Below are 14,880 nucleotides of genomic sequence, written 5' to 3' on the forward strand. Positions count from 1 at the left end.
GAACACCGCCCAAATTTAATTGAATATCAGGGGCGCAGGTGATAACAATGAGTAAAGAGCTAAGTAAATTGAATTTAACGAAGGGTTGTCTATTTGCTGGGGCTAAAGACACCTGTAAGCTGATGGCATATATAGATAATACTCCCTCAAAAGCAGAGATTGGTTTAGTCGTTCCTGACGACGAGAACAAAGACTGAACGGTAATTTTAGTTACGATCCACTGGGCTATGTCAAAGATGAGGATGCTAATTCTATCGATAAAGATGGCATTCTTAAAACTATTATGGAATCTACGGAAGAATCAAATAAATAGCGCCAAGCTCAAGGTGTTTCGCCGCTTCACGTTATGGGTTGGCAAGAAGTCTCTGATTACGAAGCAACCATTCATAATTTAGTTTGGGCGATCGCCGTCAAAGGTGAAGACCACAACATCGTTAACTACAATACCTACAAACTCGAACGTTATGGAGTTACATCGATAAATCTGGTTATTAAGCCGGAATACCTTAGCCATAGTAAAGTCAGAACTAGAAAAATTGATTGCTAATTATAGTTGCGTTTCCGGCAAAAAATACACTGATTTCGCTTCTAGTCAAGATCGAGTAGCAACTGTTGGGCTTGGGGCTTTGATCGCCGGGGGAGTAGGAGCTACCGCAGCAAAAACTAGGATAATTTTGCCAATTATCCTAGTTTTGTTAGCTTTTTTGAAAAAATTGTTAATTTTCCTAATTGTAGGTCTTGGTTTTCTCAAGTCGTAGTTTAGCGGTAAAAAGCTTGAAGCATCTGCCGAGGATAACTGCTCAGAAACGACGGGAAGTTAATTAAGCTTCAAACTTGAGGTAGTTTCTACTCCCATTGTCAGACCTAAGCTGATTAATAAAGGGTAAATTCCATTGAGTTTGTCAAATATAAATTTGATAAACCAACAAGCAAGGAAGATATTAGCTGCCGAAAGACTGCTGGCGCTCCGCCCAATGACTCAATAAGGTGAGGATGTTGAAAAAATAACGCGAATTGGTAGGTTTTGCCCATTGCTCTAAAGGAACCTCCCACGGATTGTTACCTAGTAACTCAGTTATCTGTTGACGAGCGCTAACAGAAGTTGTTTCCCATAGTTCTCGTACTGTTGGGCTATGGGTTATGTACCACCCTCTATTGGGCCAAGAACCCTCTATAGCTAATTGCTCAGGATCCATTGTTGCCGTCGGCAGCGATCGCCATCCACGCTTGACTTTATTGATTGCGCTCTTAAATAACTTTTTGCATTTAGAATCGCCTGGTAGCGAGCCGAAGTTAGCATCAATAACATCACGACCGCTAATTTTAGCCGATACTAGACCCCACAAAACAGAGTTAACTTTCCACTTAGCCGGAATTTTACTATAACACTGGGCGATCGCCTGATCGGCCATGAATGAATCATAAGGAAAACAGCTAAATAGTAAGGGAAAAGATAAACCACCCGCGTAACACTGAGGACGGTTGCGTTTGTCTTCTACCCGCAAATTGTCAAGTTCGCTGCGAAAATCCAAGGGAATATCCCCAAACCACTCCGTTAAGCGTTGCTGAATTGAGGCTTGAAGGGCGGGGGACACCGAACGATAGGAAGACATCAGTGGGGGGTCTAAAAAGCCTCCATTCCATTGAGGAGAAAGTTCTGCAGCAGGTAACTGTTTGCCTAAAAATCTGCTGTTACGCCGATCAAGGTTAGCATCTTTGAATAAAAAATCTGTGGAACAGGCACTCAGCACGGTATTGGCTGCCAATTTCTCGCACACTAATTCTCTGGTTCCTAAAAAGTGATTGTCAAAGGCTGACCACATACCCCCGGAATACTTTGCGCCTAATTTCAGCCATTGAGGATAGTAGTCTTCATCTCTTTTAAAACCTACATAGTCAACTCCTGCTTTTTGGCACAACTGGCCAGCCGCTTCAGATTCTCTATTGGGGTTATCGTACAAATTCAACCCTGATAGGTGAGAGCGGTCGGCACTTGAAAATAGAATGACTCTAGAATCTAATCCACCACTGGTATAGCTAACAATCGGTTGCAGCCTTGGTAAAGTCCGAATATGAATGCTATGGCTAATGGCGGCACTTGTTTGTTCAACGGCTTGGGAGAGATTGTCAAAAAAACCTGCTTGAAAAGGTTGGAAGTATTCGCGGCTTTGATAGGTTTGTTGTTTTAAATCCCACTGGCAGTGGGTAGCAGCACCAGGGTATTTAATTTCCTGATAATAAGTGTGCGGGGGAGTTATTTTAGATTGCCATAGAAACTCTGCCATAGAAACATAATCCCAAGATGTTTTTACGGCACAATCATCGGCGATCGCGTCGGGAAAACTAGCAATTACACAACCATCAACTTGCTCTGGTTGATAGACAAAAATCGGATAGTAACCAAAGAAATCAGTAAATAAATGGATTTTCTGCTGTCTTGGATCCCAAACAATCGTCGCCGCAGCGCCATTGAGCGAGTTTTCAATGCCTTCAATTCCCGATTGCAGATAGCTTTCTAGCAATAAGCGGCTGCTGAGTCCGCCTTGATACTGACCTAAAGAAGCTGCTTGCTGCCACTTTTGTTCGTCCCAAGCGATGCGTCCACTACAGATAATTCTCACTCCTGTTTGCGGATCTAAAGCCGGACCAAATAAATCGGGATTATTTTGACTAACCCAACTACAGCCAAAACCCGTTTCATTAATTATCTGAATTTTTTCATCAAAAAATTGTAGTTGTTCAGCCGCTACTTGGAGACGGGAATTATCTCGATTGCCAATAATTAAGTATAAACCAGCCATTTTTTCTCCGAGATAGTAGTTTTAATCAGGTATTTTTTAAGATAAAAATCGAGCTGAATAACTTCTGCGCTTACCCTTTTTAAAAGGGTATAACAATCATCAAAGCTTAAAAACGTACTATTTTTATATTTTTTCGGTCAAGATTATATGTTTTTTGTATCAAGTAGAATCAATGCTTAAAAACCTACTATTTTTGTATTTTTTCAGTCAAGATTATATGTTTTTTGTATTAAGTAGAATCAATCCCCAATCTACTTATGCCGCTAAAATAATAAAATTTGATCAAAAAAGTCATTAATGCGATCGCGTGGCGGATTTATGCAGGTAGCAATGCTTTCTTGATGCCTAGTCGATTTGAGCCTTGCGGTATTAGTCAAATGTTAGCTTTGCGTTCCGGTTGCGTCCCCATTGTCCGGCGCACGGGTGGACTTGTAAATACATCTCATCACGTTCCGAGCAATTATACAGGTACGGGTTACTGCGCTCGCGCGCGAACCTTTAGACCTTTACAGGTGTATGCACGGGCTTGGGAGGGCTTTCAGTATAAAGAAAACTGGAAAGCATTGCAGCAACGCGGCATGAGTCCAAATTTTAGTTGGGAGCAATCGGCTAAAAAGTACGTGGATTTATATAGGTCAATGTACGGGTTGCCACCGGAAGCAGAAACCGTAGCAAAACCACAGTTAGTTACTAAATAGTGCCTCTGGTGTAGCTTCAGGCTTTTTACAAGGACTGAAGCTATATTTTTCAGTGGTCGGTTTGTTATTAACCGTAGATTTTAGGAATAACTTTTGCGTGTCCACTGCAACAAAATTTTTCTCAAACAGGTTTACACGCTAAATCTCTAGCTTGATACTCACGATCTTCATACAAACGCAATACAAATTTTCCAGCTAGTGTTTCCCGAAATGCTTGGATATTGGTAGCTATTTAGGATGGTACTTTGCTCAAGTCTGGGAGCGTTACTCCATACCCTACAGGCATGACAACGGCGGCGGAGAGAGTAGCAAATGTTAAATCAGCCGCCGAGAAACTATCTCCAACTAAATAAGCCCGTCCATCCGCAAGTTGATTCTCAATTGTCTCAAAAATTTCGTAAATGCGATCGTAAGCTGTTGTTGCAGTGGTGGTGTTGATTGAGTACATCTGAAATACATTAGAGCGCATCCACCTAAACACGATGGGAAACAAAAGACACTCGAACCAGGGAACTCCTTGACACCAAAGTGGCTGTATTAATTGAGCTTGATTAAAAAGGTAAAAATAGAACCATTGGCGAACAGCAGGCGCAAGTATAGAGTCAAATAAGTTTACAAATTTCTCAACTTGTTTTCGTTTATCTGGGTCAGTAGGGTAAAGTTTAGCTCCATCAGGAGCAATAACATCTACATATCTCAAAATATCCTCTGAGTTAGCAATAACCTCTGTTTGTGTGACTAAAACCGGAACTGATTGCCCACCCACTCGTTGGAATATAAATCGATTAAAGGGTGACATACGGCGTTCTGTTTCCGTAACTACCGGGTCTAGCTGCTTACAGATTCGCCCTGTTGCCAGTCGGTGAAAGGGCGGCATATGACGTTCCTCTATGAAGGGAATTTGCACCCTTGTTAATGCCCATCGAGCCTTTTCGCAGTAGTGACTCACAGGAATTGTGATCAACCGGACTGGGATTTTTGGGCATGAGATTAGCTGAACCACAACCCTCTAAGATTTATGAATCGATCTTAACTATGCTCTGTCCCAAGTTTTGCACTTTATTAAATCAGGCTCTCTTAGCTGCCCTTATTTCTAAATAAAGCATCGCCTGTTTGTACGTCAAACCAATGAATACTTTGAGGCGGCAGTGCTAGGGTAATATTTGTTTCACTCCAGTTTTGGTCTGTAGGTAATAAAACCCGGACGGTAATATCTTCGCCCAGTGAACTATCTACCTTGACACTAACTAAATTATGCATACCTAAATGTTCTCTCAAGAACACTTTTCCTCCAACTATCTGCAAATCTTCAGGTTGCGGAATGCGGACGCTTTCGGGACGAATGCCTAAAACAATTTGCGGCGGTACTGTAACCATGTTTTCAGGTAAATTAATTTTGCAGTCGCCCAACATTGCATAACGTTCTTGACATGGCAAAGTAAGTAAATTCATTTGCGGACTGCCAACAAATCCCGCTACAAACTGATTAGCTGGATGGCTATATATGCGTTCTGGGGGGTCTAGCTGCTGCACGTAGCCGTTGTTTAAGACTGCGACTTTGGTTGAAAGGGTCATCGCCTCGGTTTGGTCGTGAGTCACGTAAACCACAGGTACTTTTTGAGCGGCAAATATTTGTTTAATATCAGCGCGGACTCTTTCGCGTAACAGCGCATCTAAGTTACTTAGAGGTTCATCTAACAAAAATACATCCGGGCGACGTACTAAAGCCCGACCAACGGCTACTCGTTGGCGTTGTCCTCCCGATAGTTGTCCGGGTTTACGATTCATTAAATTAGCATCTAGTCCTAAAACTTCCGCAGCTTGGGCAACTCGCTGTCTAATTTCGGCGGCAGGAGTCTTTTTTAGTTTGAGTCCAGAACAAAGATTTTCGTAGACGGTGAGATGGGGATATAGTGCGTAACTTTGAAATACCATAGCAATATTGCGATCGCCTGGTCTAGTATTAGTTACGTCTACATTGCCAATTGTAATTTTTCCCCGTGTAGGTTCTTCTAATCCAGCAATTAACCGTAGTGTTGTAGATTTGCCACAACCGGATGGCCCAAGTAAGGTCAAAAACTCGTCATCGTCTACACTCAAGCTAATATCTTTGACAGGGACAACTTTTGAACTATAGGTTTTATTGATGTTTGTTAGTTCGAGTTTAGCCATAATTTTTTATCCACTATTTTGAAAAATTATCAACCTTTAACAGCACCCGCCGTTAAACCCTGGACAATCTTGCGTTGAAAGAACAAAACGAGCAACACTAAGGGTAAAGTGCCGATAACTGTAGCCGCCGCAATGGGCCCGTAAGGAATTTCAAATACTGAAGCACCGCCTAACTGCGCCGCCGCTACTGGAATAGTTTTTAATTCGTCGCGTGTCATAAATGTTAGGGCAAAAATAAACTCATTCCAAGCAAAAATAAATGTCAAAATGCCTGTAGTTACAAGTGCTGGTATGGTCATCGGTAACAATATTTGCGTCAACATTTGCCAGGTGTTGTAACCATCAACTTTTGCTGCATCTTCTAAATCCTTGGGTAACTGTTCAAAAAAGCTGCGTAATACCAAGATAGTTAAAGGTAAGTTGATGGCAGTGTAAGGAATAATTAGCGATAAGTAGTTATTGCCTAAGTGCAGAACTTGGACAACTTCTAATAAGCCTAAAAATAAGAGAATGCCGGGAAACAAAGTGACAATCAAAACCCCTGCTAAAATTACTTTTCCTCCCCAAGGGCGCAACCGGGCTAATGCGTAAGCAGCAGGCGTACCAATTGCTAAAGAAACTACTGTAGAAGTAATGGACACAAAAGCACTATTGAGGATGTACGCCCAAAACCTCCGCCGTGTAAATAATTCGATGTAATGGTTTAAGGTGTAGCGACTGGGAAAATATTTAGTAGGAATTGCGGCAATATCTTCGTTAACTTTAAAAGAAGTCAATACTTGCCACAGAATCGGTGCTAGACAAAATATAGTAACTAAAATAACTGCGAAGCCTAAAACAATACTTTGCCAGGAAAGGTTGATAGTTTCGGCTTTTTTAGAAATTACTGCCATATTTAAGCCATCCCTTTAGTAGTTCGAGATTTACTAAGTAAAAAACTTGCGATCGCTACCATCACCAATAATAATAAAAAGGTTACTACGACTAGCGCCGCCCCATAACCAAAGTCTAAGTAACGCATAACTGTAGAGTAAATGTATAAAGATACTACTTCGGTCGCGCCTCCGGGGCCACCATTAGTCATCACAGCAATTAAGTCAAACACCCCGAAAGCTTGGGCAAATCGAAATAGTGAAGCAATCAAGATTTGGGGCATTAATAAGGGTAAAGTAATTTGGCGAAAACTCTGCCAAGGACTCGCCCCATCAATAGAATGGGCTTCGTACAAGTCGGGGGAAATTGATTGCAATCCAGCCAGTAGCAAAATACTAATAAAAGGTGTTGTTTTCCAAACATCGGCAAAAATAACCGCGATTCTTGCTAAATTTGGTTCACCCAGCCAGTTGATGCCAGTTTTAATTAGCCCCAATCGCAGCAAAAGATCGTTAGCTACGCCAAACTGGTCATTAAAAATCCACGCCCACGCCAGCCCAATTAAAGCTGTAGGCAACGCCCAAGGTAAAATAGCGCTGGTGCGGACTAAACTGCGTCCTAAAAAGCGTTGGTTTAATACTATTGCAATGCCCATTCCTAACAATAATTCTAATACAACGGACGTAGTTGTAAAAATGCTAGTAGTTAAAAAACTCTGCCAAAAACGCCCATCTCCCGCCATGCGGACGTAATTATCTAAGCCGGAAAACTCCGCTTGCAACTTTGTCCCTAAGTTTTGTGTAAATAAACTCAACCAAAAAGCCCGCGCAATGGGGTAAGCAAATACGAGTAACAGTAACAGCAGCGCGGGTAAAAGCATTATCCAGGCGGTGTTTTGTTCGCGGCGGCGGATTGTGTCGATTTTGGTCATGGGAAGACGAGGTTTTATGTAGAGACGTTGCGGTGCAACGTCTAATTTATGGAACAGGAGATAATTGATTATTTTTTGCCTAATAATAGCCGTGTTTCTTTAGCGGCGGCTTTCATAGCTTGTTCGGGAGTAAGACTATTTGTTAAGGCGGCACTGAGGTAGCGTTGCAAAATGTCTGAGGCTTGGGCATACTGGGCGATCGCCGGACGTAATACGGAACTTCCGACAATATTTAGTAATTGGGGGTAATAGCTGTATTTAGCCACTATTTCGGCATCGTTGAATAATTCGCGTCTGCTAGGTACATACCCGGCTTTTAAAATAAAATTGCGTTGGGCTTCATTGCTGGTAAAGTAGCGAATTGCCGTCATTGCTTCTTTTTGATGAGGAGAAGATTTAGCAATCCCAAGTCCCCAGCCACCTAAACAAGTTCCCGCACTTTTTCCCGGCGCGCTAACCATTGGTTTAATGCCAATTCTGCCTTTAATCGGCGAACTATCTTCATTTGCTAAGGGCCAAACGTAAGGCCAACTGCGTAAAAATACCGCTTTACCGCTTTGAAATATCCGTCTTGTTTCTTCTTCTTGGTAAGTAGTTACTCCCGGCGGCGATACGCCAGTTTTTACGGTATTGCGGAGAAATTCTATAGCTTGGATTGTTTCAGGCTGGTCTAATCCTACCTCTTTAGTTGTGGGATTGACCCAAAAACCGCCGTAACCTTCTAAAACTTCGACAAACATAGCGACTAATCCCTCGTATTGCCTGCCTTGCCAAAGATAGCCCCAAGTGTCTTTGTTTTTCTTCTGTAAAGCTTGAGAGATTTGTAGTAACTCGTCGAAAGTTTCTGGCGGTTGGTATCCGGCGGCGCTAAGTAAATCTTGGCGATAATAAAGCACTCCCGCATCAGAACGAATTGGTACGCGGTAAAGCTTCCCTTCGTAGCGACTTCCTTCGATATCGTTGGGCGAAAATACTGCTAATTCTTCAGCCGAAAATTCATTACTTAAGTCTTTTAGCCACCCCGCCGCCGCAAATTTGGGTGTCCAGATTACATCCATATTGACCAAATCGTAAGGAGAATCACCCAATATAAACGCAGAGGTATATAAGTCTTCTAGTAAATTGGTGGCGTTTGGCCCTTCAATTACATTAATGCGAATCCCTGGATACTTGGTTTCAAAGTCTTTGACGATGCCTTGCTGCCAAGGTTGGGCATCGGGGGCAGTCATTAACAAATTTAATACCACAGGCTGCTGCGTCAAGGCTGGCGCGATCGCATATATTGCTATGCTTGCAAGGATTGCTAAAGCAATGCCCAGTTGCCAAAAATACTTTTTTATCAGCCGAATCGATTTTAGTTTCATGAAATGCGATCGCCTAATTAATCTGGCTACCTAAAAAGCTAAATCTCTTGCTACTTTTATAAACAAGTTCAGTAGTTAACATAACCATGTTTAAAGAAACTTTTACAATACTTGTAACTAAAGATACAACTATCTTTTTAGCCAAAGCTTCCTCTTAAAGATGTATAACCAACTTCCCAATAAGTAATAATATTTCTAGCTTGTAGTCAATAAAAATTTACTTCTTTTATTAAAATGTTACATAAGCTTTAATTTTTGAAGCTATAACTGATAATGAGCGAAAAAACAGAGAAACAAAAAATGCTGGCGGGTGAGTTGTATTTAGCAGATGACGTTGAACTAACTAACGACAACAAACGCGCTTCCCTGCTGTTAAAGCAATACAATTTTACGACCGTAGAAGACACAGAAATGCGCTTGGAAATCCTTAAGAAATTATTCGGTAAGATAAAAGCAAAAATTCAAATCGTCCCGCCTTTTCATTGCGACTATGGTAGTAATATTTATGTTGGGGATGAGTTTTATATGAACTACGGTTGTGTAATTCTCGATTGCAATATAGTACATATTGGCGACAATGTTAAATGTGCTCCTTACGTGCAAATATACACAGCATACCATCCTACAGATCCGCAAATTCGTCAGACTAAAAAAGAACTTGCTGCACCAATTAATATTGGTAATAACGTTTGGATTGGTGGCGGTGCAATTGTTTGTCCGGGTGTAGATATTGGCGATAATACTACCATCGGCGCGGGTAGCGTTGTAGTTAAAGATATACCCGCAAATGTAATAGCTGTAGGCAATCCTTGTAAGGTTATTCGTTCTGTTAGTTAAACTTAAATAAGTAAGCTTACTACTAAAACTATACAAGTACCATTGACGTACATAAATTTAATTGAATATCTGGAAGCGGAAGACTATAGCCAGATTCGTCACGAATATCTGAATGGACAAGTATTCGGCATGACGGGGGGTAGCCGCCAACATAACGCGATTACTTTGAATATTGCTACTCAGTTACGTACTCGCTTACGCGGGAGTGGTTGTCAAGTCTTTGCTTCTGATATGAAGGTTAGGATAGAAACAGATAATGTATTTTACTATCCCGATGTAGTAGTTACTTGCAAAGCGCAGGATACAGAAAAGTTTTTCTTGACTAAACCATGTTTAATTGTTGAAGTATTATCGCCAAGCACAGAAAATATAGATCGTAGAGAAAAATTATTAACTTATAAAAAAATAGAAACTTTACAAGAGTATGTATTAGTTAGCCAAGATGACATAGAAGTAGAACTATATCGCAAAGATAAGGATGACAACTGGGTTAAATACATTTTGAGTAAAAATGACTCAGTTACTTTAGATTCAGTAAAGTTGGAACTTACAATGGCAGAAATTTATGAAGATGTAATAAATTTTTAGATATTAATCACTCAGTTGTTTAAATAACTCTAGCTTGCTATCCAACCAATTATCAGTAAACCAACTATAAGCTAAAACATCTCCAACTACGCTTGCACTAATTCCCATTACCCAAATGTGAGCAATTTTAGTAAACAGAGGAATTGCATCAACTTCAATGTTACTTAATTGACGAATCGTTTGATAACCCTCTAAAAATGAGCTGATAATTTTATTATCAATTTTCCAAGCAATTGATATATTTATAAACTTTCCAATATCAAAAGACCGCCAGCCATAACCATATTGATCGAAGTCAAATAATGTTGGTTGGTTAAATTGAGTAAAGTAAGTATTCCCTGAATGAACATCTCCAATACAAACTCCGTAAAAAGGCGGACATTTTGGTAAGTTTAAAGCTATTAACTTACTTTTAAGGTTTTCAGCTTGCTTATATAAGTAGTCAATATCATTTTCTCTATGCTTATATAATAGTGAAATCGCATTTATAGAAGCATCTAACAAATATTCGTTATTCAATTCAGGGCGGCTAAAGTTACTCTTAAAGTTATTAGTAGTTTCATGAATAGTTGCAACGTTTTCTCCTAACTTTCGGCTTTGTTCGCTATCTAGTCTTTTATCTACCGCTTTACCAGCAGCATAGGCAAATAAAGCAGTATAACGAGTTCCTTCAGGAGCAGCAATTGCCGTTGTAAAACCACCTGTTATTTTTTCAATTGGGTAAGAAATTGCTGCATTCTGTTTATGCAAAAAGTTCAGTAACTCTAGTTCAAAATCAATTTCATCTTGAGTTCTCCAGCCACAACGATAAACTCGCAAAATATATCTATTTTGTTCTGTTTCTACTAAGTAGGTATCATTCAATCCTCGTTTAAGTAGTCGACAGCTTTGAAAGTTGCCAAGTTGATAATGGCATAATACATTTTGCTCTAATGCATCACTAGAAGGAATTGAATGAATTACAGTTATAGGCGAAGAAGACATACAAATAATTTTACTTTGTATAGAGATAAGTGTGATCGCAATTTACAACAATAAACATATGAGCAATAACCCCAGTGCGATCGCGTTTGGCAGTATTAATATGGATTTAGTTGCTACAACGTCAAAATTACCCGTACCTGGTGAAACTCTACTAGGAAATAACTTTTTTACTCTACCTGGCGGCAAAGGTGCTAATCAAGCGGTAGCACTGGCGCGGTTAGGAGTAACTACTTACATGGTAGGGCGTGTAGGTGATGACAGTTTTGGCAATGAATTACTTAAAACTCTCCTAGCTGCGGGAGTAAATATAGAAAAAGTATTAGTAAATGAAAACGTTAGTAGCGGTGTAGCTCTTATTAATGTTGATGATGCGGGCGAAAATCAAATTATTGTTGTACCTGGTGCAAATGGCTGTGTAGATAGCACTAATGTAGAAAACTTAATCAGCTTATTACCCAATTGTCGCGTTTTACTAATGCAATTTGAAATTCCTTTACCAACTATATTATTAGCTGCCCAAGCTGCTAAACGTTTGGGAGTAAAAGTAATTCTCGATCCTGCACCAGCAATAAACGAAGTACCCACCGAACTTTATCCGCTAGTTGATATCATTACGCCTAATGAAGTTGAAATAGGAATGTTAGTAGGATTTCCCGTAAATGACTTGGATACAGCTATGAAAGCAACGAATATTTTATTGCAACGCGGTGTCGGCTGTGCTATCGCTAAACTAGGAGTTAAGGGGGTTGTGTGTGCCACTAAAGAGGAAACATTTTTTGTCCCCTCCTTCCCAGTACAAACAGTAGACACCGTAGCGGCTGGAGATGCCTTTAATGGTGCTTTAGCGGCGGCTTTAGTTGAAAACTTATCATTAAGGCAAGCCGTTGTCTGGGGAGCGGCAGCCGGAGCGATCGCGTCAACAATATCAGGAGCGCAATCTTCTTTGCCTACCAAGGAAGTTTTAATTAATTTTCTCAACCTTAGAGGAGCAATGGAAATCAACTTATAATCTCACTCATCCCGCGCAACGGACTATTGTCCGTCACGCCCTAACTCACCTGCTTTTAATCAGCATTTAGTTAGATCAATACAATCTCATAATACGATATTTGTTAAACAAAAGTCAATGGGTTTATTGATAGTAATTACTTAACTATAAGAGTTATTTGATAAGTAAATAGATAGAGTTGAGAGGGCAAGTAAATATTAAGAAATATCTAGCAAACTGCCAACTAAGTAGTTAACAAGTTTAAAAATTACCAGCAAAAATAATGACAATCCCTAACGGCCCAAGTAGTTCAATTTTAGTTCGGAGAATAAGTACAATTAAGTGGATTTTCAACCCATTTAAGGTACTTGAAGAACGTGCCGAAAAGTATGGCGAAAGTTTTACAATCTCTAAAAACATATCGCCCTTAGTTGTATATTTCACAAACCCCCAAGCAATTGAGCAAATTTTTACTGCTAGCCCAGAGTTATTTGATACCAACAGCGCCAATGATATATTATTGCCACTACTCGGCGAACATTCAATGATTCTGCTAGGAGGAGCAAAGCATCAACGTCAGCGTAAATTATTAATGCCGCCCTTTCATGGCGATCGCTTACGCACTTACGGGCAGCTAATTCATAACGTTACAGACGAAGTAATCAGTCAGTGGCAAGTAGGCAAACCTTTTAGCGTGCGATCGTCGATGCAAGAAATATCTTTGCAAGTTATTCTCAACGCTGTTTTTGGCATCCATGAAGGACAAAGATTTGACGAACTTAGGAAAGTTTTAACAACTCTGTTAGATTCGGTTGGCTCCCCAGTAAGTTCATTATTGCTCTTTTTTACTTCCTTGCAAAAAGACTGGGGTGCTTGGAGTCCTTGGGGGCGTTTTTTGCGTCTCAAACAGCAAATTGATAGCTTATTAATAACTGAAATTAGAGAAAGAAGACAGCAAGCCGATCCTAACCGCGATGACATTCTCAGTTTACTTTTAGATGCACGGGATGAAGAAGGTCAATCAATGACGGATGAGGAATTGCGAGACGAATTGATTACATTGCTATTTGCCGGACACGAAACCACCGCCTCCGCCTTATCTTGGGCTTTATACTGGATTGATTCGTTGCCAGAAGTTAAAGAGAAACTGCTAAACGAGCTTAAAACATTACCAAGTGATGCTAGTTTTAGCGATATTGCTCGTTTGCCTTATTTGAATGCCGTTTGCTCGGAGACATTGCGGATTTACCCGATTGCCATAACTCCCTTTCCGCGTGTGGTAAAAGTGCCGATGGAAATTATGGGCTACCAACTTGAACCCGGTACATTGCTATTAGTTTCTACTTATCTCACCCATCAAAGAGAAGATATTTATCCCGAACCCAAAAAGTTTAAACCGGAGCGCTTTTTAGAAAGGCAATTCTCACCTTACGAATACTTACCTTTTGGAGGGAGCAATCGTAGATGTATTGGTGCAGCCTTTGCTATGTATGAGATGAAGCTGGTATTAGCAACTATTTTAACTAGCTGCGAATTAAAGTTAGCAAATAATCGTTCTATCAAACCAACTCGGCGCGGGTTGACTGTTGCGCCTCCAGCAAGTATGCAGATGATAGTTACGGAGTTAAAGAAGCAAGAAAAGCCTGTTTTAGTGTAGGTGCTACATTATTGCTAATTTTTAAATAAGTTTCTTTTGGAGACGTTGTGGTCAACGTCTCTACCTTCCGATATCTTCATTCCACAATTGGGGATGATTGCTAATAAACTCACTCATCAACTGCTTGCACTCAATTAAATCTAGATCGATGACTTCCACACCATGAGACTTCATAAAATCTTCTGCGCCAGGGAAAGTTTGCGATTCTCCAGCTATAACTTTTTTGATACCAAACTGCACCACCGCTCCAGCGCAAAGATAGCAAGGCATTAGGGTTGAGTACAAAGTTGTCCCCTGATAAGTGCCAATTCTACCTGCATTCCGCAGACAATCGATCTCTGCGTGAGTAACTGGATCGCCTTCTTGGACTCGCTTATTATGTCCTTGTCCAATAATTACCCCATTCTTAACTAGCACCGAACCTATAGGAATACCGCCTTCAATTAATCCTTGTTTTGCCTGGGCGATCGCGCTCAACATATACTCATCCATACTATGTCTCCGTAAAACTGCTGCATATATACTTGCAGGATTTAACCGGATAAGACAAGCATAAAGCAAGAGAGATTTCAGCAGATGAATACTAATGAAAAAAAGCTGTTTAAGAGAGGCAGCTTTTACTTCTTACTTATTTTTTGCTCATAATTGAACGATTTGTTTCTTTATTCATTATTGTGATTATTTTTATTAAAACTACGATTCATTTCAGCATCTACTGCGTCTCTTCTAAGTTGGTCATCCTCATTCCTTCGTCTATTTTGCTCTAACTGAGCGTTATAGTTTCTTATTTCAGTAGAACTTGGCGATTGATTACTGTAGTTATTAATATACGTAGTAAGCGCAATTAATAGAAGTGCTACAGGTGTAAAGAACCATTAAAAACTTACGTTTCTCTCCTAGTAGCCAGTTTAGCGATTTATTAGACACACTTTTTATTTAAACTTCTAGATTACACCCTCAAACTAATTCGTATCTAACTTAATAAGC

15 protein-coding genes and 1 pseudogene are annotated in these 14,880 nt (G+C 40.2%); 8 read left to right on the forward strand and 8 right to left on the reverse strand.

Features of this window, described 5'->3' with window-relative positions; genetic code table 11:
* The first annotated feature begins 47 nt into the window (after positions 1–47).
* The 3 genes and pseudogenes from C7B70_RS25825 (at position 48) to C7B70_RS28655 (ending at position 758) form a co-directional block, all read left to right on the forward strand.
* Entirely contained in the window at positions 48–197 is a 150-nt protein-coding gene (locus C7B70_RS25825; protein WP_146133998.1) for a hypothetical protein, read from the forward strand.
* Positions 194–547: pseudogene (locus tag C7B70_RS28210) on the forward strand (DUF2167 domain-containing protein). The gene C7B70_RS25825 and the pseudogene C7B70_RS28210 overlap by 4 nt, the downstream one beginning before the upstream one ends.
* Positions 537–758, forward strand: coding sequence for a DUF2167 domain-containing protein (locus C7B70_RS28655; protein ID WP_369831785.1), 222 nt, complete (start codon positions 537–539; stop codon positions 756–758). Before C7B70_RS28210 ends, C7B70_RS28655 begins: the two are co-directional and overlap by 11 nt.
* Before the next feature lie 183 nt (positions 759–941).
* Here the strand turns inward: C7B70_RS28655 and C7B70_RS00675 are convergent, their stop codons facing one another.
* The gene (locus tag C7B70_RS00675) at positions 942–2,801 is read right to left on the reverse strand and encodes a hypothetical protein (protein ID WP_106367142.1); all 1,860 of its coding nucleotides are present in this window, start codon (positions 2,799–2,801) and stop codon (positions 942–944) included.
* A 278-nt stretch (positions 2,802–3,079) separates the two neighbouring features.
* On the opposite strand from C7B70_RS00675, the gene C7B70_RS00680 reads away from it, so the two are divergent.
* A complete protein-coding gene (locus C7B70_RS00680) occupies positions 3,080–3,499 on the forward strand; it encodes a hypothetical protein (protein ID WP_199191976.1) in 420 nt (139 codons plus the stop codon).
* A gap of 232 nt (positions 3,500–3,731) precedes the next feature.
* Here C7B70_RS00680 and C7B70_RS00685 read toward each other — a convergent pair whose 3' ends face one another.
* From C7B70_RS00685 to C7B70_RS00705, 5 genes are all read right to left on the reverse strand, one after another.
* The gene (locus C7B70_RS00685; protein ID WP_199191977.1) at positions 3,732–4,502 is read right to left on the reverse strand and encodes a glutathione S-transferase family protein; all 771 of its coding nucleotides are present in this window, start codon (positions 4,500–4,502) and stop codon (positions 3,732–3,734) included.
* Between the two features lie 74 nt (positions 4,503–4,576).
* Entirely contained in the window at positions 4,577–5,671 is a 1,095-nt protein-coding gene (locus C7B70_RS00690) for an ABC transporter ATP-binding protein (RefSeq protein ID WP_106367143.1), read from the reverse strand.
* Positions 5,672–5,700: 29 nt separating this feature from the next.
* Positions 5,701–6,564, reverse strand: a complete 864-nt coding sequence (locus C7B70_RS00695) for a carbohydrate ABC transporter permease (protein ID WP_106367144.1) — start codon at positions 6,562–6,564, stop codon at positions 5,701–5,703.
* A gap of 2 nt (positions 6,565–6,566) precedes the next feature.
* Positions 6,567–7,475, reverse strand: a complete 909-nt coding sequence (locus tag C7B70_RS00700; protein WP_106367145.1) for a carbohydrate ABC transporter permease — start codon at positions 7,473–7,475, stop codon at positions 6,567–6,569.
* Between the two features lie 68 nt (positions 7,476–7,543).
* Positions 7,544–8,839: an ABC transporter substrate-binding protein gene (locus tag C7B70_RS00705; protein ID WP_106367146.1), complete on the reverse strand. Its 1,296-nt coding sequence runs from the start codon at positions 8,837–8,839 to the stop codon at positions 7,544–7,546.
* 273 nt (positions 8,840–9,112) lie between these two features.
* Here C7B70_RS00705 and C7B70_RS00710 point away from each other — a divergent pair, with 273 nt between their 5' ends.
* Entirely contained in the window at positions 9,113–9,676 is a 564-nt protein-coding gene (locus C7B70_RS00710; RefSeq protein ID WP_233220771.1) for a sugar O-acetyltransferase, read from the forward strand.
* A 42-nt stretch (positions 9,677–9,718) separates the two neighbouring features.
* Positions 9,719–10,264, forward strand: a complete 546-nt coding sequence (locus C7B70_RS00715) for a Uma2 family endonuclease (protein WP_199191978.1) — start codon at positions 9,719–9,721, stop codon at positions 10,262–10,264.
* A gap of 3 nt (positions 10,265–10,267) precedes the next feature.
* On the opposite strand, the gene C7B70_RS00720 is transcribed toward C7B70_RS00715, so the two are convergent.
* The gene (locus C7B70_RS00720; protein WP_106367149.1) at positions 10,268–11,248 is read right to left on the reverse strand and encodes a phosphotransferase; all 981 of its coding nucleotides are present in this window, start codon (positions 11,246–11,248) and stop codon (positions 10,268–10,270) included.
* A 58-nt stretch (positions 11,249–11,306) separates the two neighbouring features.
* Here C7B70_RS00720 and rbsK point away from each other — a divergent pair, with 58 nt between their 5' ends.
* Both rbsK and C7B70_RS00730 read left to right on the forward strand, forming a co-directional pair.
* Positions 11,307–12,257: a ribokinase gene (rbsK, locus tag C7B70_RS00725; protein WP_106367150.1), complete on the forward strand. Its 951-nt coding sequence runs from the start codon at positions 11,307–11,309 to the stop codon at positions 12,255–12,257.
* A gap of 262 nt (positions 12,258–12,519) precedes the next feature.
* Positions 12,520–13,893, forward strand: coding sequence for a cytochrome P450 (locus C7B70_RS00730; RefSeq protein ID WP_106367151.1), 1,374 nt, complete (start codon positions 12,520–12,522; stop codon positions 13,891–13,893).
* Positions 13,894–13,953: 60 nt separating this feature from the next.
* On the opposite strand, the gene C7B70_RS00735 is transcribed toward C7B70_RS00730, so the two are convergent.
* The gene (locus C7B70_RS00735) at positions 13,954–14,385 is read right to left on the reverse strand and encodes a nucleoside deaminase (protein ID WP_106367152.1); all 432 of its coding nucleotides are present in this window, start codon (positions 14,383–14,385) and stop codon (positions 13,954–13,956) included.
* Positions 14,386–14,880 lie beyond the last annotated feature (495 nt).

The sequence above is a fragment of the Chlorogloea sp. CCALA 695 genome (genome assembly GCF_003003885.1).
GTDB lineage: Bacteria > Cyanobacteriota > Cyanobacteriia > Cyanobacteriales > Chroococcidiopsidaceae > Aliterella.